A 24047-nucleotide genomic window follows, 5' to 3' on the forward strand; every position below is an offset into this window, starting at 1 on the left:
AATGGCAATAATGGCGTGGCGCGGAAAACCGCGTCACGCCTTTGTTTTTACTCTGCTGCGTCAGGCAGCTCTGTCGGCGCTACAAGGTCGCGTGTGTCGTCGAGTTCGACATTCAGACCAAGCGAACGCATTTCCTTCACGAGAACATTAAAGCTCTCAGGAATACCCGCTTCGAATGTATCGTCACCACGTACAATCGCTTCATAAACCTTGGTACGGCCTGCCACGTCATCAGACTTGATGGTGAGCATTTCCTGCAGCGTGTAAGCTGCACCATAGGCTTCAAGCGCCCAGACTTCCATTTCACCGAAGCGCTGACCACCGAACTGCGCCTTACCACCCAGCGGCTGCTGTGTGACGAGCGAGTAAGGTCCGATCGAACGGGCGTGGATCTTATCATCAACCAGGTGGTGCAGTTTGAGCATATAAATATAGCCCATTGTCACCTGACGATCAAAAGGTTCGCCTGTACGGCCGTCATAGAGCGTCGACTGACCGGAAGTTGCCAGACCTGCATCTGCAAGCATCGCATTGATGTCTGCTTCAACAGCACCGTCAAAGACCGGCGTTGCAATCGACACACCGCGCTTCACCTGATCTGCAAGCATGAGGACACTGTCGTCATCATAAGAGCGAACCGGTTCGTTACGGTCATTGTCCGGATAGATATGTTCCAAAGTGTCACGCAGCGGCTGGATATTTGCGGTCTCTTTATAGACCTCGATCAGTTGCCCGATCTTCTTACCCATACCGGCACATGCCCAGCCCAGATGTGTTTCCAGAATCTGGCCCACATTCATACGGGACGGCACACCCAGAGGGTTAAGCACGATGTCCGCATGGGTACCATCTTCAAGGAACGGCATATCTTCTACTGGCAGAATGCGGGAAACCACACCCTTGTTACCGTGACGGCCGGCCATCTTGTCGCCTGGCTGGATCTTGCGCTTAACAGCAACAAAGACCTTAACCATCTTCATGACGCCCGGAGCCATTTCGTCGCCGCGCTGAACCTTTTCGACTTTATCCATGAAGCGTGTTTCAAGCAGCTTCTTGGATGCGTCATACTGGTTGCGCAGAGCTTCGAGTTCGCTCTGGCTCTTTTCGTCTTCAACGGCAAACTGCCACCACTGGGAACGCGGATATTCAGTCAGGATATCGCGGTTAACCGCAACGCCCTTCTTGAAGCCCTTAGGACCAGCAGCAGTAATCTTACCTTCCAGCATATCTGCCAGACGACCATAAGTGTTACGGTCAAGGATAGACTGTTCGTCGTCGCGGTCTTTTGCCAGACGTTCGATTTCTTCACGCTCAATCGCCATTGCGCGTTCATCTTTTTCAACGCCGTGGCGGTTGAAAACACGAACTTCCACAACAGTACCGTATGTTCCCGGAGGCATACGCATTGAGGTGTCACGGACGTCAGAAGCCTTTTCACCAAAGATAGCGCGCAGAAGCTTTTCTTCCGGCGTCATCGGGCTTTCACCCTTTGGCGTGATCTTACCGACGAGAATATCGCCAGGATGAACTTCGGCACCGATGTAGACAATACCGGCTTCGTCGAGGTTCTTCAGTGCTTCTTCCGATACGTTCGGAATATCACGTGTGATTTCCTCAGGTCCGAGCTTGGTATCACGGGCAGCAACTTCGAATTCTTCGATATGGATCGAAGTGAACACGTCATCCGAAACAATCTTTTCAGAAAGCAGGATGGAGTCTTCGTAGTTGTAACCGTTCCAAGGCATGAACGCGACGAGCACGTTACGGCCAAGCGCCAGATCACCCAGATCGGTCGACGGACCATCAGCAATGATGTCGCCCTTCCCTACACGATCACCAACGCGCACAAGCGGACGCTGATTGATGCAGGTGCTCTGGTTAGAGCGCTGGAACTTCATCAGACGATAAATGTCAACACCGGACTTCGAAGGATCGAGGTCTTCGGTTGCACGGATAACGATACGTGTCGCATCCACCTGATCAACAATACCGCCGCGGCGTGCACCAATAGCTGCACCGGAGTCACGGGCAACAATCGGCTCCATACCGGTACCGACAAACGGCGCTTCCGCACGCACCAGAGGCACGGCCTGACGCTGCATGTTCGAGCCCATCAGAGCGCGGTTGGCATCGTCGTTTTCCAGGAACGGAATAAGCGCGGCAGCAACAGAAACCAGCTGCTTCGGCGAAACGTCCATCAGATCCACGTTTTCACGCGGCGCCATCAGAACTTCACCGGAGTGACGGGAAATTACGAATTCTTCAACGAATTCGCCATTTTCACCGATTTCAGCATTGGCCTGAGCAACATAGTGCTTGGCTTCTTCCATAGCGGAAAGATAAACGACTTCATTGGTGATCTTGCCGTCAATAATTTTACGGTAAGGGCTTTCAATGAAACCATATTTGTTGACGCGCGCAAAAGTTGCGAGCGAGTTGATCAGACCGATATTCGGACCTTCCGGTGTTTCAATCGGGCAGATACGGCCGTAATGGGTCGGATGAACGTCGCGGACTTCAAAACCTGCGCGTTCACGGGTCAGACCGCCAGGTCCGAGAGCCGACAGACGGCGCTTATGGGTAATTTCAGACAGCGGGTTGGTCTGATCCATAAACTGTGACAGCTGCGAGGAGCCGAAGAATTCGCGAACAGCGGCAGCAGCCGGCTTCGCATTGATCAGATCCTGCGGCATGACTGTATCGATTTCGATCGAGGACATACGCTCCTTGATCGCACGTTCCATACGCAGCAGACCGACACGGTACTGATTTTCCATCAGCTCGCCAACGGAACGCACACGACGGTTGCCGAGATTGTCGATATCGTCGATTTCACCCTTACCGTCACGCAGCTCAACGAGCGTTTTGATAACAGCCAGAATGTCATCTTTGCGCAGAACACGAACAGTGTCCGCTGCATCGAGGTCAAGACGCATATTCATCTTAACACGACCAACAGCCGACAGATCGTAACGCTCTGAATCAAACAGCAGCGATTCAAACATCGCTTCTGCGGAATCCATTGTCGGAGGCTCACCCGGACGCATCACGCGATAGATGTCGAACAGCGCATCCTGACGGGACTGGTTCTTGTCAGCAGCCAGTGTATTGCGGATGTAAGCACCCACATTCACATGGTCGATATCAAGAATATTGATCTCGTTGCCGCCGGTTTCGAGCAGAATCTTCAGAGTCTTTTCGTCAATTTCATCACCGGCTTCGAGATAGATTTCACCGGTAGCATAGTTGACGATATCCTCTGCCAGATAGGAACCGAGCAGATCATCATCCGTCGCGCGGATAGCCTTAACGCCCTTCTCCGCGATCTGCTTGGCAGCACGCGCAGTCAGCTTGCGACCGCTTTCAGCAACAACTTCGCCGGTATCAGCATCAAGCATATCGCCGATGATTTTCATACCTTTGAAGCGGTCAGCCGAATACGGAATACGCCAGTTTTCGCCGTCACGTGTATAAGAGACAGCGTTATAGAAGGTCGAAAGAATTTCTTCGCCGTCCATACCCAGCGCCATCAGCAGCGATGTGGTAGGAATCTTACGGCGACGGTCGATACGTGCGTAAACGATATCCTTGGCATCGAATTCGATATCGAGCCAGGAACCGCGATACGGGATCACGCGCGCAGCGAACAAGAGCTTGCCCGAAGAATGGGTTTTACCCTTATCATGGTCAAAGAACACACCAGGCGAACGGTGCATCTGCGAAACGATAACACGCTCCGTACCATTGACGATAAAGGTACCATTGTCGGTCATGAGCGGCATATCGCCCATATAGACATCCTGTTCCTTGATGTCTTTAATGGACTTTGCGCCGGTATCTTCGTCAATATCAAAAACGATAAGACGCAGTGTCACTTTCAGCGGTGCTGAATAGGTCAGATCACGCTGGCGGCACTCATCCACATCGAACTTTGGCGCGTCGAATTCGTATTTGACGAATTCGAGCATAGAGGCCCCGGAAAAATCCGAGATCGGAAACACCGACTTAAAAACAGCCTGCAAACCTTCGTCAGGACGTCCACCCTTAGGTTCATCGACCATAAGGAACTGGTCATAGGATGCCTTCTGAACCTCAATGAGGTTCGGCATCTGGGCGACTTCTGGAATCTTGCCGAAAAATTTGCGTACGCGCTTACGACCGTTAAAAGAGTGGGTCTGAGCCATCGTCGCTCCTCGTTCTGTGCCTTACGGCGTTCTGAGCCCGTGGGAATACCAGGGCCTGTTGCTTGCCGTCTTACGACGGTCCTATGAACGGGTCAAAACCCGTTTCCTGACAGCTGCTCTTCTGTCAGGAAAAGGGTTTGTAACCGTTTGAACTATAAAATCTGCCACGTATCATGAAAGACATATACAGTTCATTATGCTATCCATTTTTGTTTGTCACCTAAAATCAGGCGCTTACAAAAAACGTCCGCTCATAAGCGGAAAACGGCGGGCCGTTAAGCCCGCCGGATCACTCAAATTACTTGAGTTCAACCTTAGCGCCAGCTGCTTCGAGCTGAGCTTTGATTTTTTCAGCTTCGTCTTTCGACGCGCCTTCTTTAACAGCCTTAGGAGCACCTTCTACGAGGTCCTTAGCTTCTTTCAGGCCCAGACCGGTGATCGCGCGAACTTCTTTGATCACGTTGATCTTGTTTGCGCCGCCATCAGCGAGGATAACGTCAAATTCGGTCTTTTCTTCAGCGGCTGGTGCAGCAGCACCAGCAGCAGCAGCAACTGCTACAGGAGCAGCAGCAGATACGCCCCACTTTTCTTCAAGAAGCTTGGACAGTTCTGCAGCTTCCAGAACGGTCAGTGCGGACAGGTCTTCAACGATCTTTGCGAGATCAGCCATTTGTATATTCCTTTGATTAAGGTTTGAACTGTTATAACAGCGAGAACGGCCTTACGCCGCCTCGTTCTTCCGGGCATGTGCGCCGATAACGCGAGCAATTTGACCTGCTGGCGCGCTTGTGAGCACAGCGAGACGGGTGGCTGGTGTCTGAACCATACCAACCAGCTTGGCGCGCAGTTCGTCGAGCGACGGCAGGGAAGCAAGAGCTTTCACGCCTTCTGCATCGAGAGTAGTCGCACCCATAGAACCACCAAGAATGACAAGCTTGTCATTGGTCTTAGCAAATTCTACCGCTACTTTCGGAGCTGCAATCGGATCGATTGCATAAGCAATTACAGTCTGTCCGGTGAACAGATTTGCAATGCCTTCGGACTCCGTGCCCTGAAGAGCGATTTTGGCAAGACGGTTCTTCGCGACTTTAACGGCGCCGCCTGCTGCACGGACTTTTTCGCGAAGATCGCTCATCTGTGCAACTGTGAGACCGCTATAGTGGGCCACGACGACCGAACCGGACTCTTTGAAAGTGCCGTTCAGCCAAGTGACAAATTCGCGCTTTTCCGCTTTTTCCACTGTCTCTCTCCAGTTGATAAGAATACACAGGAGTATTCTTACCGGGTTGCCTTTGCCGGATAGCGTGTAAGAAGTGCTATCCAACTTACGAGGTTCCTGTCCCCTTCCCCTTCATCGCCCGAGAGCAGATCCGGTCAAGGCAACTACGGTTCAAACCTTAAAACACAGCAAAGCTGCAAAAAATAAGGTCATTCCACGTCTCATGCAGGCTCATAAAATTAAGGCGAACCACCTGCAATCTCGGACAGGATACCGGAATTTTACTTCCGGTGATCCGGGCCCAGAGGCCCCGGAAACTTGTTTCAATTCGAATGTCGCAATTACTCGGGCAACATTTGAATCAGGCTTTTACAGATTTATTCCGTAAAAGCAAATCAGGCGATTTTAACGCTCGAAGGTTCAACCTTGACGCCAACGCCCATGGTCGAAGAAACCGCAACGCGCTTCAGGTATTCACCTTTTGCACCGGCTGGCTTGGCTTTCAGAACTGCATCTGCGAAAGCGCGGATGTTTTCTTCCAGAGCCTTAACTTCGAAAGAAGCCTTACCAATACCTGCATGGATGATACCGGCTTTTTCAACGCGGAATTCAACTGCGCCGCCCTTGGAAGCCTTAACAGCACCGGCAACATCAACAGTCACAGTACCGACTTTAGGGTTTGGCATCATGCCGCGCGGGCCGAGAACCTTACCCAGACGACCAACGAGTGGCATCATGTCAGGGGTAGCAATGCAGCGATCGAAATCGATATTGCCGGCATTGATGGTTTCGAACAGGTCTTCCGCACCAACGATATCCGCACCGGCTTTCTTAGCTTCTTCAGCTTTGTCACCACGGGCAAATACAGCTACGCGAACAGTACGGCCTGTACCGTTTGGCAGATTAACAACGCCGCGAACCATCTGGTCAGCATGACGTGGATCTACACCGAGATTCATCGAAACTTCGATAGTTTCGTCGAATTTCGCAACAGCACGTTCCTTTACGAGACCAAGAGCAGTGCTCAGGTCGTAAAGTTTCATAGGCTCTACGCCTTCACGGATTTTAGCGACACGCTTTGAAATTTTCGCCATCGTATCAGCCTTCCACCTTCAGACCCATCGAACGGGCAGAACCTTCAACCATGCGCATTGCAGCTTCAACGTCAGACGCATTCAGGTCTTTCATTTTGGCTTCAGCAATTTCGCGCACTTTATCACGGGAAACCGTGCCGGCAGAAATCTTGCCAGGCTCTTTCGAACCGGACTTCAGATTAGCAGCCTTCTTGAGGAAGTAGGTTACAGGAGGAGTCTTCATCACGAATGTGAAGGACTTATCCTGATAATAGGTAATCACGACCGGAACAGGCGAACCTTTTTCCATTTCCTGCGTGGCAGCGTTAAATGCCTTACAGAATTCCATGATGTTAATACCGCGCTGACCCAGAGCCGGACCGATTGGCGGCGATGGATTTGCGGCGCCAGCAGCTACCTGAAGCTTCAGCTGGCCTGCAACTTTTTTAGCCATTACTATCTGCCTTTTTTCTTGCCCCTCAGGGCAATGTTAAATGCCTTTACGGCACTCTATCACCACTGCATATGCAGCGTTGCAGCGGGTGGTCCGGTTAACAGAGCGGCTAAGCCTGCGCCCCTTCCACCCAATTTGTCACCTTGGTGACAATTCAGCCCTTAGGCTGAAATGATCAGAGTTTTTCAACCTGACCAAAATCGAGATCAACAGGTGTTGCGCGACCAAAGATCGACACTTCAACCTTCAGACGCGAACGATCATCATCAACTTCCTGCACGATACCGTTGAAGGAAGCAAAAGGACCGTCCGAAACGCGAACAGATTCACCCACTTCAAACGATACAGAAGCACGTGGACGTTCAACACCTTCTTCCACCTGGGAAAGAATCTGCTGAACTTCACGGTCACTGATCGGAACAGGCTTCGACTCTGTACCGAGGAAACCGGTTACGCGCGGGGTATTCTTAATCAGATGATAGACATCATCCGTCAGATTGGCACGAACCAGAACATAGCCCGGAAAGAATTTGCGCTCTGCGTCAACCTTACGGCCGCGGCGCACTTCCACGATCTTTTCTGTAGGCACCAGAATTTTTTCAAAAAGATGAAACAGACCTTTTTGCTTCGCCTTTTCTTCGATTGCTTCAGCAACCTTTTTTTCGAAATTCGAATATGCGTGTACGATATACCAACGCGCAGTCATTATGCTTCTCCCGTATAGCTCACACCAGCCAAATGCCAACCAAGCCTATATTAACGACCGAGACTCAGAAGCAATTCAACGCCATAAGCCATCAACTGATCCGCAAAAAAGAAAAACAGCGCCGCCAGAAAAGCCATAATAACAACCATGACAGTTGAAATAACAGTTTCACGCCGGGTTGGCCACGTTACTTTAGCCGTCTCAGCACGAACCTGACGGAAAAACGTAATCGGATTTGTTTTGGACGCCATTTGCCACTCTGCGCTTGAAAAAAATTAATCCCAATCAAAACAAGCCGTTAAGAATGTATTAATCAGAAAGAACTCACAAGATTACGGCACGTCGGACGAAAACTCAATCCCACGCACCGTTTACGTATTGCCCTACATAGAGCCGATTCCATAAAAAAACAAGCCCATATGCTAAGATATAATAAATTCCCGCATATCATGCACGGAAAGTGCATGGCGCCCCTGCCCTGCGGCGGGTTAATATTATTTATAAAACGACTGCGCTGACACACAAGATCAACTCGGCACCTATTAAGCACAAAAAAGCGGCACTGTAAATCAATACAGCACCGCTTTTCTTAAATGGCAGGGGCAGCAGGGCTCGAACCCGCGACCTACGGTTTTGGAGACCGTCGCTCTACCAACTGAGCTATACCCCTAAACTCTTCCGCCCTAATCTACCAGACCGGCGGACAAGGCTGGCGTACCAGCCTTGTGAAATCTATTATTCGATGATCGAAGCGACGATACCTGCACCAACGGTGCGGCCACCTTCACGGATCGCGAAACGGAGTTTTTCTTCCATAGCGATTGGCACGATCAGCGCAACATCAACAGTTACGTTGTCGCCCGGCATAACCATTTCCACGCCTTCTGGCAAGGTCACAATACCGGTTACGTCAGTTGTACGGAAGTAGAACTGCGGACGGTAGTTTGTGAAGAATGGTGTATGACGGCCACCTTCGTCTTTGGTCAGAATATAAGCTTCTGCCTTGAACTTGGTGTGTGGCTTAACCGAACCTGGCTTGCAGAGAACCTGACCACGTTCAACGTCATCACGGCCTACACCGCGAACCAGCGCACCGATGTTGTCGCCAGCCTGGCCCTGATCGAGCAGCTTGCGGAACATTTCAACGCCGGTAACAGTTGTCTTGCCGGTAGCTTTGATACCAACGATTTCAACTTCTTCACCAACTTTAACGATACCGCGTTCTACACGACCGGTAACAACTGTACCACGACCGGAGATCGAGAATACGTCTTCGATTGGCATCAGGAACGGCTGATCAACAGGACGTTCCGGAGTTGGGATGTAAGCATCAACAGCGGCCATCAGTTCACGAACTGCATCTTCACCGATTGTCTTGTTGCTGTCTTCCAGAGCTGCCAGAGCCGAACCCTTAACAACTGGAATATCATCGCCTGGGAAGTCGTATTTCGACAGAAGTTCGCGAACTTCCATTTCTACGAGTTCGAGCAGCTCAGCATCGTCAACCTGATCAACTTTGTTCAGGAACACAACGATTGCAGGCACACCAACCTGACGAGCGAGCAGGATGTGCTCACGGGTCTGTGGCATCGGGCCGTCAGCAGCGTTAACAACCAGGATCGCGCCGTCCATCTGCGCAGCACCGGTGATCATGTTCTTAACATAGTCAGCGTGGCCTGGGCAGTCTACGTGTGCGTAGTGGCGGTTTTCTGTTTCATATTCAACGTGCGAGGTCGAAATGGTGATACCGCGGGCTTTTTCTTCCGGTGCGTTATCGATCTGGTCGTAAGCGCGGAAGTCACCAAAGAATTTGGTGATTGCAGCTGTCAACGAGGTCTTACCATGGTCAACGTGACCGATTGTGCCGATATTGACGTGCGGTTTGGTACGTTCAAATTTGCTCTTTGCCATCGCTGTCGCTCTCTTTCACCACAACGCTTAATTTAATGCGCTGCAACAATTTTAATTGCCATATAACTTACCCTACGACCTGACAGTCAAGGATATTATATAGTAGAACTAAAGCCCCGCCCCGCTACCGGATCGGAACTCTATCAACTCGCTTCCGGCTTAAGCTTTATTCAAAGCCCGCCAAGTTACTCACGCCAAACCGCCCTGAAATAAATCTGGAGCGGGTAGCGGGAATCGAACCCGCGTATTCAGCTTGGAAGGCTGCTGCTCTACCATTGAGCTATACCCGCGCACTCTAAACTCCTGCTCTGGCAGTGGTGGAGGAGGTTGGTTTCGAACCAACGTAGGCTAAGCCAGCGGATTTACAGTCCGCCCCCTTTAACCACTCGGGCACTCCTCCAGAAACTCACTGCAAGCAGAGTTGAGCGACTAGGCATTCCGTTCACTGTGACCCCGTAGCGCTTGGCTCGTTTGTCGCTGTGAACGAGGCGGGTTATGCCGATAACACCCTGATAAGTCAACAGCTCTTTTTGAAAAAAATGCACAAAATTTTCACAGGCTTATCAATCATCCACAATATAGGGCTTTTCAGGGGTAGTTTTTTCGCATCATGAAACTTTCCTGCCTGTGAATAAGGAAAGATGCTACCTTGAAGACAGGAAAATCGGTATAGAGCGCTCATGAAAGATAAAAAATCGTCACCGGACTCATCCGGCTCCTCCTCCGGCACACCAAAAGATTCGCATTATGCGCGTCTTCGGCGCCAGTTTCGTGATCAAAAATCCGGCGGCAGCGAACAAAATTCGCAAAATAACCGGTTCCCTAAGCGTAAACCTGTAAAAGGCACGCCTGCGGGCGACGGAATCACCCGTCTTTATGGCCTGCATACGGTAAAAGCCGCGCTGGAAAATCCGCGTCGCAAAATTTTCCGTATGATGGTCACTAAAAACGCCCTCGCCCGTCTGGAGCTGGATGAAGCAACAATCGCCCGTCTCGCTCCTGAAATGGTTGAGCCGCGCGATATTGATGCGCTGACCGGCTCCGATGCTGTTCATCAGGGTGTTCTTATTGAAACTGCAGCGCTTAAACCGCGCAAATTGCAGGATCTTAAAGAAGGCAGCCTGCTTTTGATTCTCGATCAGGTCACCGATCCGCACAATGTCGGCGCTATTTTGCGCTCGGCTGTGGCTTTCGGTGCGGATGCTTTGATTACCACGTCCCGTCACAGCCCGCAGGAATCAGGCGTTCTGGCCAAATCAGCATCCGGCGCTTTGGAAATGATCGACCAGATTGAAGTGCGCAATCTTGCTGAAGCGATTCAGGAACTGCATGAGCTGGGTTACATGACTATCGGGCTTGATTCTGAAGGCCCTCAGGAAATGGAACACACGCTCAAGGGCGACAAGATTGCTCTCGTGCTTGGTGCGGAAGGTAAAGGTCTTCGCCAGAAAACCCGCGAAACAGTTACCGCATTGGCACGGCTTGATATGCCGGGCGCAATTAAATCGCTCAATGTCTCGAACGCCGCTGCAATTTCACTTTATGCTGCCCAGCGTTTCCTGAGCAAATAACAAGTTTGAACAACAAAGCCCTGTATCGGGGATTCGCTGAGTGCCGCTTTTAACCGTGACATTCTCCTGAATCACTCAATGCAGGGCTTTTTTATAAAATTCGGCACTCAGGCAGTGGCGATATACTGAATCATCTCGGCCGTTTCCTGTTCGGCCTGTTCAATACGACGCTTCACAACGTCACCAATCGAAATAATACCGACAAGATCACCGGCTTCATTCACCACCGGTACATGGCGGAAACGATGTCGTGTCATCATTTCCATGACATAATGAACATTGTCCTGCGGGCTGCAATGCAGCACTTTTGTCGTCATTGCTTTTGAAACCGGCAGCTGCAAGGCCTGTATTCCGTGATTAGCGCAGGCGCGCACAATATCCCGCTCGGAAAGAATCCCTGTATATCGGCCTTTGCCGTCATCAACCAGCAAAGCACCGATCCGGTGCTCTGAAAGTTGTTTTGCTGCTGTTTCCAGATTCGCATCTGACCTGACAGTGAAAACATCACTGCCCTTCTGCTCCAGAATTGCGCGTACAGTCATTATTTCCTCCCGATAATGAAACACATCACATTTTCCTCCTGAAAACAGAGAGGATTATGGCATCAGGCGGCTGACCGGCACACAAAATACTGCATAATGTTACAAGAACGGAAGAGCAGCATGTGTACTGGTGACCGTTGATTCAGTCTAACACAGAATCGCGGAAGGCGATAAAACAAAGCAGTTTCAGGAGCGCCCGCGCAGCAACAAAGCTATGCCGAAGAATCCTGCAACAAAACCGCCGATATGTGCCTCCCATGCAATGCCTGACAATTCGCCGGCAGGCGTTGCATAGAGTCCTGTAATCACATTGATGAGCAGCCAGAAACCGACAAATGTCAGAACGGTGCGGTTTTGCAAGGTTTCAGCCACCGACAATAGCGGCCCGCCGAAAGCAGGTACCTGCCGCCCCGTCCCTGTATAATAAGTAACACGGCGGAAACCGAAACGCGCCGCAGCCCCCATCATGCCGGATATCGCACCGGAAGCACCGACGAGCGGAATATTACTGTCCGGATAAAGCGCATAATGGGTGAATGCCGCCAAAATGGATGTAAGTATCCAGAACAGCAGAAATTTACGCGTCCCGATACGACCGGCCAATGGCGAACCAAAAGCGGCAAACCACACGCTGTTCACCGCCAGATGAGCAAATCCGCCATGCATGAAGGAATAGCTGATCGCAGTGAACCATGCTGTAATATCGGTAAAGCCGCCCCACGCACTGAAGCGCTGCGGGATAAAAGCAAAATTCAGCAGGAACCAGATATATTGCGGATCGCTCAGCAGATAGAACTGCACAATATATACAGCGGCACAGAGACCGATTAGTGCCACAACCACCGGCGGCATATTAAAGACCGGCTGAGAACCGCCTTGTCCGCGGTCGTCCTCTGTCCGGGTTTCATTGACCGGCTGCTGCATATTATCCTCATCATGATTTACAAATTTATCGGCAGAGTGCTGTCGGAACACAATGCGACAAGGTCTGTCTGCGGAATTTATCGCTCAAACAGGAACATAGAGCACTTCCGGTAAAAGTGGAAAGCGGTTTTGTCGCGGCATTTTACATCGCACATTTATATGCAGGCGTGAGGCAAGCCTGAAACATTCCGGTGAAACTCTTGAAAACCTTGTCCAGACAAGAAAAAACCGCCTGTTAAACAGGCGGCGAACGGACAATATCGTCCGGACATAAATTCTGGAGTTCAAGCATAAGATGCAATTGGCAGCTTCCCAATAAAACGCCTGCAACTTTTGCGTAAAAGTATCTAAACATACTTAATTGATTAATGCAATCGAAGCAAAGCGTTAACCATAAATTTTATTGTTCGTGGATGTTCGGCGCACAATCATGGCTTGTTTACGTTCCTGTGCGCATATTATCGCCATCAAACATATTCAAAAACCCGTCAATCTCAGCACCGGCTGGGAGTTTCTATCGGGTTCTGAAAATTAAAATATGTTTCGCGAAAGCAGTGTTTCAATCTGAAAGACATGCGCGCTCAACATGTTACACACAGCCGGTATTCCGCTGCAAAAGCAGAAATATCCGGTCGCAGGAAGATACGAGGACAGCGCCACATCATGAAACATGATTGGACGGCAGATCTGCTCACATATTGGGACAGGTTGCGCGGAACCCGCGCAGCGCCGGATCGTCGTGACATCAGCCCGCGTGCGCTGGGCGGCAAGCTACCGAATATCTTCATTCTGCGCAGTGATGCTGATACCAGCGGCACAACAGAGCAGCCTGAGACCGCAGATATTCCGCAGGCGAAGCAATGGCAGTTTCGGCTGGCCGGTACCCGCCTCTGCACAATTTATGGCAGAGAATTGCGCAATACCCGCTTTTTATCTCTCTGGCATGATGATGTCCGTTCATGGCTTGCTGAACAGCTGCATCTCTCCGGTCTGGATTACCGCCCGCTGCGGCTGGAACATACCGGCCAGACGCTGAACGAAAAAAACTGCCATTTCGAAACATTATTATTGCCGTTGCATGAGGCAGACGGTTCCCTTGCATGGATCGGCAGCATGGTTGCGCTGGATCAGCCGCTCTGGCTTGGCAGTGAACCACTCATCAGTAACCGCATGGGTCTCTCAGACAATAATACTGCGCTACCTGTTCAGGATGATAATCTGAATGCGGCGAAAGGTATGAAATCTGTTCTTCAGGTCTTGCTCGATCGCCATCACGAACTTCTGCCGAATACGGAAAATATGCCGATTGCGAAAACCGCATCAGCGGGCACTACCCCTCTTCTTGATGAAAGCATCAGAATTGACGGTATCGGTGTAGCGGATACGGCTTTTGCCAGAGCCTTACTTCCCCAGATCGAAGCCTTGATGCCAGCTGCACGGGCAACAGAACAAATTGTTCCGCATTCTGCCCGCCCCGCACCGACAATAACCGGCGCACCTGCTCCTCTGACGGTTGCTGATCTCATTAAAAGTATTCATACAGCGGCACCGGAAACCGAATCTGCCTATCAGGCACCCAAGGCAGCACATCTCAAGCTGATAACCGGTGGCAAAGACAAATCCTGATTTGTGAAGTCAGTATAACCGGTAGTACTGATGTAAAATTTGTTATCCCCATAGAATGGTGAAGTAAAAACGCTACAAAATTAAGCTTTTAGTAGCGTACCGTTAAATTTTATCGTATCGTATTGTGGCCGGTGACAGGGGAAGCACCGGCTTTCATATTTTTAGAATCGCTCAAAGGCACCTTTGAATCATATGTCGGCAGAAACACCTCCATCTTCGCACGCCTCATTCACATCGCCTGCAAAGACTGCGGAACAATCGGATTCTGCCGTAAGACTGACCCTGAAATCACCTTTGGACGGCCGCTTCATGCGTGCTGACGGCAGTGAATATGCCTGCAAATTATGGCGCATCTCCACTAATAATGCCGACCTCACTCTGAGCAATGATGAGATCATCATCCGTGCGGACGATCATATTATTGCTTATGTGGATAATGTGGGACGGCTCGAAGGCACTGTCATCAGTGTTCAGCGGGATGATTTCACCCTGCAGCTGATACAGACTGTGCATCAGAAAAATAAACTGGCTGCAAAAATCAACTGGCTGAGCAAAAACACCAGTCAGCAGTCAGAGCAAAGACGACACACTCGTCATACACCTGCACGTACCGAAGCGATCCTGATCCTTGATGACGGCTCGGAACATGCCTGTAAAATTCTTGATCTGTCACTGTCCGGCGCAGCCGTCGCCACAAATCTGCGACCGCCATTGCGCAGCATTGTAACGCTTGGCAACAGTCAGGCGAAAGTCATGCGCCATTTTGAAGATGGCATCGGCATTGAGTTTCTGGTTCTGCAAACCGATCTGCCAAAAGACTAAAACATCTCCTGTTTAATTCTGCCTATTCGATTTTACCCGGACATCGGGTGAACGTGTTGACGCGCGCAGATTTCATCAACCGGCTCGCGTAAACGATCCGGTACTAAAGCCCCCTTTTCCCCTGTATCTATGATTCTGAATGATCTTTGCTGTTGTGTATTAAGGGCAAGGCATCACCATTCTCAGGGCAAGCCTGTGTAAAAAGCCACGCATTCATATTTTATAGTTATCAAACGCTGAAATTCATTTTTACAAATTTGTAAAAACGCAAAACGGCTAGGTAAATATAAGCTTATCGCGCACAGCACGTCTTACACCGCATATTAACCAGAGGCTGTGGACATCCGGCGGATTTCAACCCGCTGTTAACTGCACAACGCTCTGTTAACCTCAAGCTTTCACACAACCGAAACCTGCGTGAATTTTGCGTATAGTAAGTCCTAATTTTCGTTAAAACACTGATTTTACAGGCAGTTAAGGTTTACAAATTTTCACTTCTGCGTTTACTTTGTCTTATTCATATCCCTTTGGATAGTGTCAATGTCTCGCTGCCATGGTGCTCTCAACAAGGAGCGTCACAATGTATAAAAAGACAGCACATAAAAAGAGTGCCCGCAGCACAACAGCAAAGAATAAGCTGGCTGCCGCAACTCTGCTGCTTACAATGACAGTTTTAGGAACAGTGTTTGGCGGCACGACGGCAAGTCAGGCTGCTCAGCCATGGATGCAGACGGAAGGCCGCACAACCCAGCCGGTCGGTCATTATGACTTCTGCAAACAGTATAAAAAAGAATGCAGCCAAACCAGCCGTTCAGAAGCCCCGCTGCAGCTCACACAGGCTCTGTGGAACAAGATCGTTCAGGTCAATGCACAGGTAAACACTGCAATTCTGCCACGCACCGATATGGAAATCTGGGGCAAGGAAGAAGTCTGGTCTTACCCGACACAATATGGCGATTGTGAAGACTATGTGCTGCTCAAGCGCCGTATGCTGATTAATGCCGGTTTTCCGGTGAATACATTGCTGATTACTGTTGTCCGTCAGAGCAATGGCGAAGGCCATGCTGTGCTGACAGTGCGCACAGACCGCGGTGATTTCATTCTGGATAATCTTGAAGACAGCGTTAAAAACTGGAGCCAGACGGACTACACCTATCTCAAGCGTCAGTCCGCCCGTCACAGCGGCCAGTGGGTCGATATCCGTCACGCACCGGAAATGCTGATGAGCGGTATTGCAACATCAGCGCTGGGAAATTAGAGCGCCGTGCGCCCTCTTGGGCGCACAAAACTCGCTCTAACACTTTATATTTACAGCATAATTTTACCTTAAACTGATTCAAGCTTAAGAAATTATGCAGTTGAGCAATTAAGGCGCAATTTCCAGACCGCGCTGATAACGCTTGCCATTGGCAACGTAATTTTGTGCGGAATCACGTAATTTTTCGATCTGCTCTGCCGTCAGTTCCCGCAACACCCGCGCCGGTGAGCCGACAATTAGCGAGTTATCCGGAAACTCTTTTCCTTCGGTGACCAGAGCACCGGCGCCGACCAATGAGTTTTTGCCGATTTTTGCACCATTAAGAATGATTGCACCGATTCCGACCAGACTATTCTCACCAATCGTGCAGCCATGCAGCATTGCCCGATGGCCGATTGTGCAGCCCTCCCCAATGGTCAGCGGAAAACCGATATCGGTGTGCAAAACACAATGTTCCTGCACATTCGTATCCTTACCGATATGAATCAGCTCATTATCGCCACGGGCGACAACGCCGAACCAGATCCCCGCATTTTCACCGACACGCACTTTGCCGATCAATGTCGCATCCGGTGCCAGCCAGTTACTGGCACGATGGTCGAATTGTGGATTATGGCCGTCCAACACATAAACCGGCATGGTGGTATCTCCATTTTCTCAAGCTCAAATCACCACAACGCATCCGGCTCCGCATGGGTTGTGACCTCTTTCAGACGGCGCATCGTGGCCTCTGTTACGCCGTCAGGCAAGTCACTGAGCGGAAAAAATCCGGCCTCGGCAATTTCCCAATCAGGTGAGCGCGTTCCGGTCTGTTTAAAAGACCGGCATATATACAGCGCCACATGATCACGGTTAGAAGCTTTGGTATTTTTATACAGAGCGAAAAGTTCCGGCGCAGCAGTCAGTTCAATACAGGCCTCTTCACGCAGCTCTTTAATCAGAGCCTGCCCGAATGTTTCGCCGCGCTCCACACCGCCGCCCGGCAAATGCCAGCCTTTGACATAGGTATGGCGCACCAGAAACACACTCTTCCCTTCATCCCCGAGCACGACAGCCCTCACCCCCAGCGTCATAGGACGACGGAACAAAAAATACGTATGAAAGAACCAGCTTTTAAAATTCATAAATCGGCTTTTCTGCAATGGTCGAAGATACTAAATATAAAGAGTACGGCTTACGATCCAGTCAACTAACAGAACTATTAGCCCACATAGCGTTTTTACACTCCAAACTCTTATATGTATGTTTTTCATTGACTACGCGCAGTTGAAAGCTAAATCTTCGCCAATGTTCAGACTTGCCCATATTTCAGACATTCATCTGTCGCCGCTGCCGCAGGTTCGCTTGCGCGAATTGGCCTCCAAACGCATCACCGGCTATATTAACTGGAAGCGTCACCGTAAAGGTGCCATGCATGACTGGGTGCTGGAAGGGCTGATTAAAGATCTGCAAAGCCACAAGCCGGATCATATTGCCGTTACCGGCGATCTGGTAAATCTCGCGCTTAATCTTGAAATTGATAATGGCTTTGAATGGCTTAAGCAGCTCGGCTCACAGGAAGACGTTTCTTTCGTGCCGGGCAATCACGATGCCTATGTTCCGGGTGCGCTGGATAAATCCTGCTGCAAATGGGAGCCGTGGATGCGCGGTGATGGCATCGACAATCGTGAAAAACGTCCGCAATTTCCCTATTTACGTGTGCGTGACGGCGTGGCGATCATTGGCGTCAGCTCGGCACGTGCGACCGGTCCGTTCATGGCCAGCGGTGATTTTTTGCCTGCACAGGCCGCGCGGCTGAAAAAAATGCTGATTGAAACCGGCGAGCAAGGTCTGTGCCGCGTTATCCTGATTCATCACCCGCCGATCCGCAATGCAACACCGGCCTATAAGCGGTTGTTCGGCATTGGCCGTTTTCAGAAAGTGATCCGTGAAGCCGGTGCAGAACTGGTGCTGCACGGCCATACCCATCTGGCAACCTATAATGAAATTGCGTCTCCAAATGGCGCAGTTCCGGTGATCTGCGTACCATCGGCCAGTCAGGCGCCCTATCCGATTGGTCATGAAGGGCGAAAACCACCCGCGCGCTATAATCTGTTTTCTATTGAAGCACTTGATCAGCCGCAAAGCTGGCAATGTCACTGGCAGCAATATGGTTTTACCGGTGAAAATACAGATGTGCAGCTGATCGGCGAACGCACATTAATGCTTGGCAAAGCTGCACAGCAAATCAGCGCGGCAATAATTCCGGCAGCATCGGCAGAGTGATGCCATAATAATGCAGCGCTAAAATCAGCACCAGACAGCCGAGCAAAGCACCGCCTGCAAACCATAATAGTTTATTCAGCGCTGAATTTTCCGAAATTTCTGCGCTGCTACTCTGTTCTGTGGAATTTTCAGCGACAGCGGCCTGCTGCGCTGCAACAGGGACATCAGAAGTCCAGTCATCCATCAGCCGCTCGCGCTCAAGAATCCGCGAGGCAATATAGCGCGTCACAGCTTCTGAAATGACCTTAATGTCTTTATTATCAGCCAGAATAATCCGCCCCAGACGGGTATCGCGGACAAAATGATAGCTGCGCCGGTCGCGGGCAATCATCACAAAGGCGCTGGCATCCAGCCACAAACGCGGTTGCATACCTTTATTCAGGCAGAAATCCCACTGCTCATCCGTTGCCGGCACCGCATCAAAAACCGGCTGCAAATCCTGCAACAGCAATTCCAGACGGGCAATATCCGTCTCTCTGATATCGGTAATACTGTCGAGACGGTCGGCCTGTGCAGTTTTCGCCTGCCGGATTGCAGTCTTCAGCCGTTCTTCGCCGGATAAATGTGCCTCCGGCACAGATGCAGACGGATATATCGTGAAATCATCTTCGCTTTTATTCATACCGCCGCCTTTTATCTTGCTGCACTTTACAGGCAATCTCATGCATGGCGATTTTATGACTTTAGACTGGCATTATAACAAAAAGGCCTGAAACCGTATAGTTTCAGGCCTTTTTAGTATCACTCAGAGTGATCTTATTTAATCAGACGGTTTGCGGCGGAAACAATCGCAGCAAGCGATGACGTCACAATATTATGGTTCACACCAACACCGAAGACTGATCCCTGCGGATGTGACAGTTCCACATAGCTGATCGCCGATGCATCCGAACCGCGCTGCAACGAATGTTCCGAATAATCGGCAACGGAAATATCAATGCCGATATGTTTCGACAGCGCATCAATAAAGCCATCCACGGGACCGGTGCCACGTCCTTCAATGGTTTTTGTCACACCATTATCAATGATCTCGGCCTGCATAATACGGACAGCTTTATTGTCCGGATCCGCAAAAGTGTGGTGATCAACAAATTCCAGACGCGAGCCAGGCTGGCTCACATAGGCTTTCTTGAACTCTTCATAAATGCGGGGTGCCTGCAGTTCTTTTCCTTCATCATCCGTAATCTGCTGAATGATCTCACGGAATTCCACCTGCATCTTGCGCGGAATATTCAGACCGTAATCCTGCTGCAGAATATAAGCGATACCGCCTTTACCTGACTGGGAATTGATACGGATAATCGCTTCATAGGAACGGCCGACATCCTGCGGGTCAATCGGCAGATACGGTACTTCCCAAACCGGCGTATTCGCGCCTTTCTTGGCTTTCATACCCTTGTTGATCGCATCCTGATGCGAGCCGGAAAACGCTGTATAAACCAGCTCACCGACATATGGATGACGCTCAGGAATAACCAGCTGATTGGAATATTCGTACACTTCCTTCATGCGGTTGATGTCCGAGCAATCCAGTTCAGGATCAATACCCTGCGTGAACATATTCAGCGCCAGTGTCACCACATCCACGTTACCGGTGCGCTCGCCATTACCGAACAATGTGCCTTCCACGCGGTCGGCGCCGGCCATCAGACCCAGTTCGGTTGCGGCAATACCTGTACCGCGGTCATTATGCGGATGCAGAGAGATAATCAGGTTTTCACGATTATCCAGATTACGGCACATCCATTCGATCTGGTCGGCATAGACATTCGGCGTGTTCATTTCCACCGTGGACGGCAGATTGAGGATCAGCTTGTTTTCAGCAGTCGGTTTAACGATTTCCGTCACCGCATTACAGATTTCCAAAGCCACTTCCAGCTCGGTGCCGGTAAAGCTTTCCGGTGAATACTGGAAACGATAACCGCCGCCCGCTTTGGCAGCCATATCCATAATCATCTTGGCGGCATCAGTGGCAATCTGCTTGATACCGGCAACATCCTTGCCGAACACAACGCGGCGCTGCAACTCACTGGTAGAATTGTAAAAATGGATAATCGGGGTCTTTGCGCCTTCCAGCGCCTCAAATGTGCGGGTAATCAATTCCGGACGGCACTGCACCAGCACCTGCAAATCCACATCATCCGGCACATTGCCTTCTTCAATCGCCCAGCGACAGAAGTCAAAATCAGTCTGGGAAGCTGACGGAAAGCCGATTTCAATTTCCGGAAAGCCCATATCCATCAGCAACTGGAACATACGAGCTTTACGATCATGCCCCATCGGGTCAATCAGCGCCTGATTGCCGTCACGCAGATCAACCGAACACCAGATCGGTGCCTTTTCGATCATTTTCGAAGGCCACTGGCGATCCTGCAAAACTGTCGTTCTGAACGGCGTGTATTTTTCAGCCGCAATCGGCATACCTTTGCGAGGGGATTTGGAAGCGGAAATAATATTGGTCATTTTAAAGTCTCATCAGCCACAGCAACTGCAATATACAGCCGCCTTAAACACGCCCTGTCTGCTCAATTATAGAATGAAGATGCAGAAAAATCGGGCACAATCGAAACGGATTCTTTGACCGGAGCATGAGTCTGACGGCTCTGTACGACCGCCGGACGCTCCAATCAACGAGCCCGGCGATCGCCGCTAAGGCCGAGTAGAAGTAGAAGCGAGAGTGGACGCGCGCAAGACTCAGCGGCTGCAAAGCCTTGATCTGCTCCGAAGCTCACAAAAGAGCTGGTATGATAATGCGCGTTGTTCATGGGATAAATGCTATACGCCTTGATAACAAGTTGCAAGAGACTTCCCCGCAAACGAAATAAAATTACAGGCATATTCAGAGAAAAATAAAAACGCTGCCCTGCACAATGGCAGGACAGCGTTTTTATTATGAAAAATCAATGCATTAAATTTCCATTATGCAAAAGGAACGGCTGCAGTTCCCGGCGGAAGCTTTGCCTCATCCTCAGGCTCAACATGAATCACAACCCGTGAGTTATCAATTTTCTCATGCAGCGCATCTTCGATGCGGTCACAGATAATATGCGATTCACCGACTGTCATATCGGCTGCGACAACCAGATGAAATTCGATAAAAGTCACACGTCCGGCAATGCGGGTTTTAAGGTCATGTACCTCAAGTGCCCCTTCCGCATTGGTGGAGATAATATCGCGGATCTGCATTTCCTCGACAGGTTCAACACCGACATCCATCAGTCCCTGCACAGAAGCATTGATAACATGCCAGCCCTGCCAGAGAATATTCAGCGCCACAACAATCGCCAAAATCGGATCAAGAATTGACCAGCCGGTGATAATTGCAGCAACCAGACCGACCAGCACGCCTGCGGAAGTCACCACATCCGTCATAATATGCTTGCCGTCAGCCAGCAATGCCGGTGATTTTGCAGCACGTCCCACACGGATCAGCAGCCCTGCCCAGAGCATATTAATCACGCCTGCAATCAGATTGATACCCAGCCCAAGCCATGGCTCGTCCAGCGTGCGCGGTGTTTCCAGCGCGCTCCATGCCTCACGCACAATCAGCAGTGCCGCAACAACGATCAGCACACCTTCAACCACCGCAGAAAGATATTCCGCTTTATGGTGCCCGTAAGGGTGATTACCGTCTGCCGGCATAATACTGACTGTAATTGCCCACCATGCACCGACAGCAGCGATGACATTGACAATCGATTCCAGCGCATCGGAATAAAGCGCAACAGAACCGGTAAGCAGATAGGCCAGATATTTAAGCGCCATCACGCCGATGGATACCGGAATTGTCCATGTAGCCAGTCGCCGAATTCTCAGATTAGCATCCATACCCAAACCTTTTATCTCTCCGAACATGTTATTGCGCCGTTTTGTTGAAAAACGACGGGACAGCCGGAGATTTACAATTTTGCAGTTTATAAAATTCGGCAGCTTATGCAGAGACTGCTTAACAGTCATCCAAAGCCGCCCTCATCGAAATAAATTCAATTCAGCACTCGCTGAGATGTAATTACCCTTAGCGCAAAATGTGCCAATTCCAAATCTCTAAAGTACTATAGCTGACATTTTTCGCTAATTTCTGCCGTCCAGTTGCAACTGGTTTTCACTCAGCGCTGTATTTTTAATAAATCAGCAAATTCATAGACTTACATATGGTTTAACTGCAAATCATTTGCAAATACTGGCCAGCAAAAACCAAAAATTCGAATCAGACAACAATCCGAAACTGACGTGCCAAACAGTCAAAAAACGGCATCTCTTTTAATTTTCATAATAATAATATATAGAGTGCCTATGCATAAATGCGCAGCTTAACATCCCGATCCGAAATTACGCATAGCAGTAATAAGACAATATCTGTCCGGATCAGCGTAGAAAAAGTGCTAAAAACAAAAAAGCAGCCAGCTAAACCGTTTTCACGGCATAAATACTTGTGCCTTCCGGTTTCACAGATGGTTGTTCTTTCTACAAAGGCAGACCCTTTAAAATGCAACGTCTCGCACGTTTTGAACAACTGATTTTACGAAGATCAATATTTGTCACAATCTTTATCGGCCTCTTCGGAATAGTCTTCGGCATACTCTCCGGTTCCAGCGCAGTCATTTTTGACGGTATGTTCTCCTCAACCGATGCTGTCATGTCGATACTTGCCCTTTTTGTCGCGCGGCTCCTGACCAGCGAAGGAACGCGCCGCTTCCAGCATGGTTTCTGGCATATTGAACCACTGGTTCTCGCTTTTAACGGCATCGTGCTGATATTGTTTTGTCTCTATGCTTTCATCAACGCCGTCAGCACCTTGCTGCAAGGCGGCACAGAGCTGAATTTTGACTGGGCAATTCTCTACGCCGTCATTGTCTGTATCATCTGTTTTGTCATGATGGCCTATCAGCACAAGATCAATAAACGGCTCAAATCGAACTTTATCACGCTTGATACGCAAAGCTGGCTGATGACCGCTTTGATTACGCTGGCTCTTCTGATCGCCTTCAGTCTGGCATGGCTATTACAGGGCACAGATTTTGAGCCATGGACGGTCTATACAGACCCCGCCATTTTGCTGTTTTTGTCGGCAGGCCTTATCTTTGTGCCGCTCAAAACAGTTCTGGGTGCATTTCGTGAGATTTTGCTGGTCACACCGGAACGCATGGATCTGCGGGTGCGCAAGATTATGGATAGAATGAAGGCCAAACATGGCTTCAAGAAATATGCCAGCTATGCAGCTAAGATCGGCCGCGCACGTTTCATTGAAATTCACATCGTTCTGCCCGCTAACTTCCCGATAACATCGATCGCAACGCTGGATGCAATCCGCGAAGAGATCGGTGAGGAAATCGGCGGCGCAGGTCCGCAACGCTGGATTACAGTGAGTTTCACCGGCGACGAAGCGTGGATTTAAACTAAAAGCATGTCGCGGAAAAGCGGGCACCGGTTTTCCGATAACGACATGCGTAAAAACAAGAAAAGCCGCAGATTTTCACCTGCGGCTTTTCTTT

21 protein-coding genes and 3 tRNA genes are annotated in these 24047 nt (G+C 50.0%); 6 read left to right on the forward strand and 18 right to left on the reverse strand.

Going from position 1 to position 24047, the window contains the following annotated elements; translation table 11 throughout:
• Positions 1-47 precede the first annotated feature (47 nt).
• From rpoB to K1X45_RS04210, 11 genes are all read right to left on the reverse strand, one after another.
• Positions 48-4184, reverse strand: a complete 4137-nt coding sequence (rpoB, locus tag K1X45_RS04160) for a DNA-directed RNA polymerase subunit beta (protein ID WP_121994030.1) — start codon at positions 4182-4184, stop codon at positions 48-50.
• A 298-nt stretch (positions 4185-4482) separates the two neighbouring features.
• Positions 4483-4854, reverse strand: coding sequence for a 50S ribosomal protein L7/L12 (gene rplL / locus K1X45_RS04165; protein WP_075657645.1), 372 nt, complete (start codon positions 4852-4854; stop codon positions 4483-4485).
• 51 nt (positions 4855-4905) lie between these two features.
• Positions 4906-5424: a 50S ribosomal protein L10 gene (gene rplJ, locus K1X45_RS04170; RefSeq protein WP_022709968.1), complete on the reverse strand. Its 519-nt coding sequence runs from the start codon at positions 5422-5424 to the stop codon at positions 4906-4908.
• A gap of 374 nt (positions 5425-5798) precedes the next feature.
• Positions 5799-6497 carry a 50S ribosomal protein L1 gene (gene rplA, locus K1X45_RS04175; RefSeq protein WP_075657644.1) on the reverse strand — a complete coding sequence of 233 codons (699 nt, stop codon included), beginning with the start codon at positions 6495-6497 and terminating at the stop codon, positions 5799-5801.
• Positions 6498-6501: 4 nt separating this feature from the next.
• A complete protein-coding gene (gene rplK, locus K1X45_RS04180; protein ID WP_022709970.1) occupies positions 6502-6930 on the reverse strand; it encodes a 50S ribosomal protein L11 in 429 nt (142 codons plus the stop codon).
• Between the two features lie 175 nt (positions 6931-7105).
• Positions 7106-7636 (reverse strand): transcription termination/antitermination protein NusG, encoded by a 531-nt coding sequence (gene nusG, locus K1X45_RS04185; RefSeq protein WP_116087609.1) that lies wholly within the window; start codon positions 7634-7636, stop codon positions 7106-7108.
• A 50-nt stretch (positions 7637-7686) separates the two neighbouring features.
• Positions 7687-7887: a preprotein translocase subunit SecE gene (gene secE / locus K1X45_RS04190; RefSeq protein ID WP_022709972.1), complete on the reverse strand. Its 201-nt coding sequence runs from the start codon at positions 7885-7887 to the stop codon at positions 7687-7689.
• 343 nt (positions 7888-8230) lie between these two features.
• Positions 8231-8306: transfer RNA gene (locus K1X45_RS04195), tRNA-Trp, on the reverse strand.
• Positions 8307-8371: 65 nt separating this feature from the next.
• Positions 8372-9547 (reverse strand): elongation factor Tu, encoded by a 1176-nt coding sequence (tuf, locus tag K1X45_RS04200; protein ID WP_022710937.1) that lies wholly within the window; start codon positions 9545-9547, stop codon positions 8372-8374.
• Between the two features lie 216 nt (positions 9548-9763).
• Positions 9764-9837, reverse strand: a tRNA-Gly gene (locus tag K1X45_RS04205).
• Positions 9838-9862: 25 nt separating this feature from the next.
• Positions 9863-9947 (reverse strand) — tRNA-Tyr (locus K1X45_RS04210).
• A 280-nt stretch (positions 9948-10227) separates the two neighbouring features.
• On the opposite strand from K1X45_RS04210, the gene rlmB reads away from it, so the two are divergent.
• Positions 10228-11118: a 23S rRNA (guanosine(2251)-2'-O)-methyltransferase RlmB gene (gene rlmB, locus K1X45_RS04215; protein WP_075656338.1), complete on the forward strand. Its 891-nt coding sequence runs from the start codon at positions 10228-10230 to the stop codon at positions 11116-11118.
• Between the two features lie 107 nt (positions 11119-11225).
• Here rlmB and K1X45_RS04220 read toward each other — a convergent pair whose 3' ends face one another.
• Together K1X45_RS04220 and K1X45_RS04225 are read right to left on the reverse strand one after the other, a co-directional pair.
• A complete protein-coding gene (locus K1X45_RS04220) occupies positions 11226-11660 on the reverse strand; it encodes a CBS domain-containing protein (RefSeq protein WP_022710935.1) in 435 nt (144 codons plus the stop codon).
• A gap of 186 nt (positions 11661-11846) precedes the next feature.
• On the reverse strand, positions 11847-12584 hold the full coding sequence (locus K1X45_RS04225) for a rhomboid family intramembrane serine protease (RefSeq protein ID WP_116087614.1): 738 nt from the start codon (positions 12582-12584) through the stop codon (positions 11847-11849).
• A gap of 663 nt (positions 12585-13247) precedes the next feature.
• Between K1X45_RS04225 and K1X45_RS04230 the strand changes: the two genes are divergently transcribed.
• The 3 genes from K1X45_RS04230 (at position 13248) to K1X45_RS04240 (ending at position 16290) form a co-directional block, all read left to right on the forward strand.
• A complete protein-coding gene (locus tag K1X45_RS04230; protein WP_220159908.1) occupies positions 13248-14210 on the forward strand; it encodes a PAS domain-containing protein in 963 nt (320 codons plus the stop codon).
• Between the two features lie 192 nt (positions 14211-14402).
• Positions 14403-15032: a PilZ domain-containing protein gene (locus K1X45_RS04235; RefSeq protein ID WP_220159909.1), complete on the forward strand. Its 630-nt coding sequence runs from the start codon at positions 14403-14405 to the stop codon at positions 15030-15032.
• A 664-nt stretch (positions 15033-15696) separates the two neighbouring features.
• Positions 15697-16290 (forward strand): transglutaminase-like cysteine peptidase, encoded by a 594-nt coding sequence (locus K1X45_RS04240; RefSeq protein WP_220160374.1) that lies wholly within the window; start codon positions 15697-15699, stop codon positions 16288-16290.
• A 108-nt stretch (positions 16291-16398) separates the two neighbouring features.
• On the opposite strand, the gene K1X45_RS04245 is transcribed toward K1X45_RS04240, so the two are convergent.
• Both K1X45_RS04245 and K1X45_RS04250 read right to left on the reverse strand, forming a co-directional pair.
• Positions 16399-16929 (reverse strand): gamma carbonic anhydrase family protein, encoded by a 531-nt coding sequence (locus tag K1X45_RS04245; protein ID WP_022710930.1) that lies wholly within the window; start codon positions 16927-16929, stop codon positions 16399-16401.
• A gap of 29 nt (positions 16930-16958) precedes the next feature.
• Complete coding sequence (locus K1X45_RS04250) at positions 16959-17414, reverse strand: NUDIX domain-containing protein (protein WP_220159910.1); 456 nt, start codon at positions 17412-17414, stop codon at positions 16959-16961.
• 163 nt (positions 17415-17577) lie between these two features.
• On the opposite strand from K1X45_RS04250, the gene K1X45_RS04255 reads away from it, so the two are divergent.
• The gene (locus K1X45_RS04255; protein WP_220159911.1) at positions 17578-18555 is read left to right on the forward strand and encodes a metallophosphoesterase; all 978 of its coding nucleotides are present in this window, start codon (positions 17578-17580) and stop codon (positions 18553-18555) included.
• Here K1X45_RS04255 and K1X45_RS04260 read toward each other — a convergent pair.
• The 3 genes from K1X45_RS04260 to K1X45_RS04270 all read right to left on the reverse strand — a co-directional run bounded on the left by K1X45_RS04260 (position 18518) and on the right by K1X45_RS04270 (position 22383).
• Positions 18518-19177, reverse strand: a complete 660-nt coding sequence (locus K1X45_RS04260) for a hypothetical protein (RefSeq protein WP_220159912.1) — start codon at positions 19175-19177, stop codon at positions 18518-18520. The genes K1X45_RS04255 and K1X45_RS04260 overlap by 38 nt on opposite strands.
• A gap of 134 nt (positions 19178-19311) precedes the next feature.
• A complete protein-coding gene (leuA, locus tag K1X45_RS04265; protein ID WP_075656326.1) occupies positions 19312-21018 on the reverse strand; it encodes a 2-isopropylmalate synthase in 1707 nt (568 codons plus the stop codon).
• 456 nt (positions 21019-21474) lie between these two features.
• Positions 21475-22383 (reverse strand): cation diffusion facilitator family transporter, encoded by a 909-nt coding sequence (locus tag K1X45_RS04270; protein ID WP_028233639.1) that lies wholly within the window; start codon positions 22381-22383, stop codon positions 21475-21477.
• Between the two features lie 658 nt (positions 22384-23041).
• Here K1X45_RS04270 and K1X45_RS04275 point away from each other — a divergent pair.
• The gene (locus K1X45_RS04275; RefSeq protein WP_220159913.1) at positions 23042-23950 is read left to right on the forward strand and encodes a cation diffusion facilitator family transporter; all 909 of its coding nucleotides are present in this window, start codon (positions 23042-23044) and stop codon (positions 23948-23950) included.
• Positions 23951-24047: the final 97 nt, after the last annotated feature.

The sequence above is a fragment of the Pseudochrobactrum sp. Wa41.01b-1 genome, assembly GCF_019464455.1.
Classification (GTDB): domain Bacteria; phylum Pseudomonadota; class Alphaproteobacteria; order Rhizobiales; family Rhizobiaceae; genus Pseudochrobactrum; species Pseudochrobactrum saccharolyticum.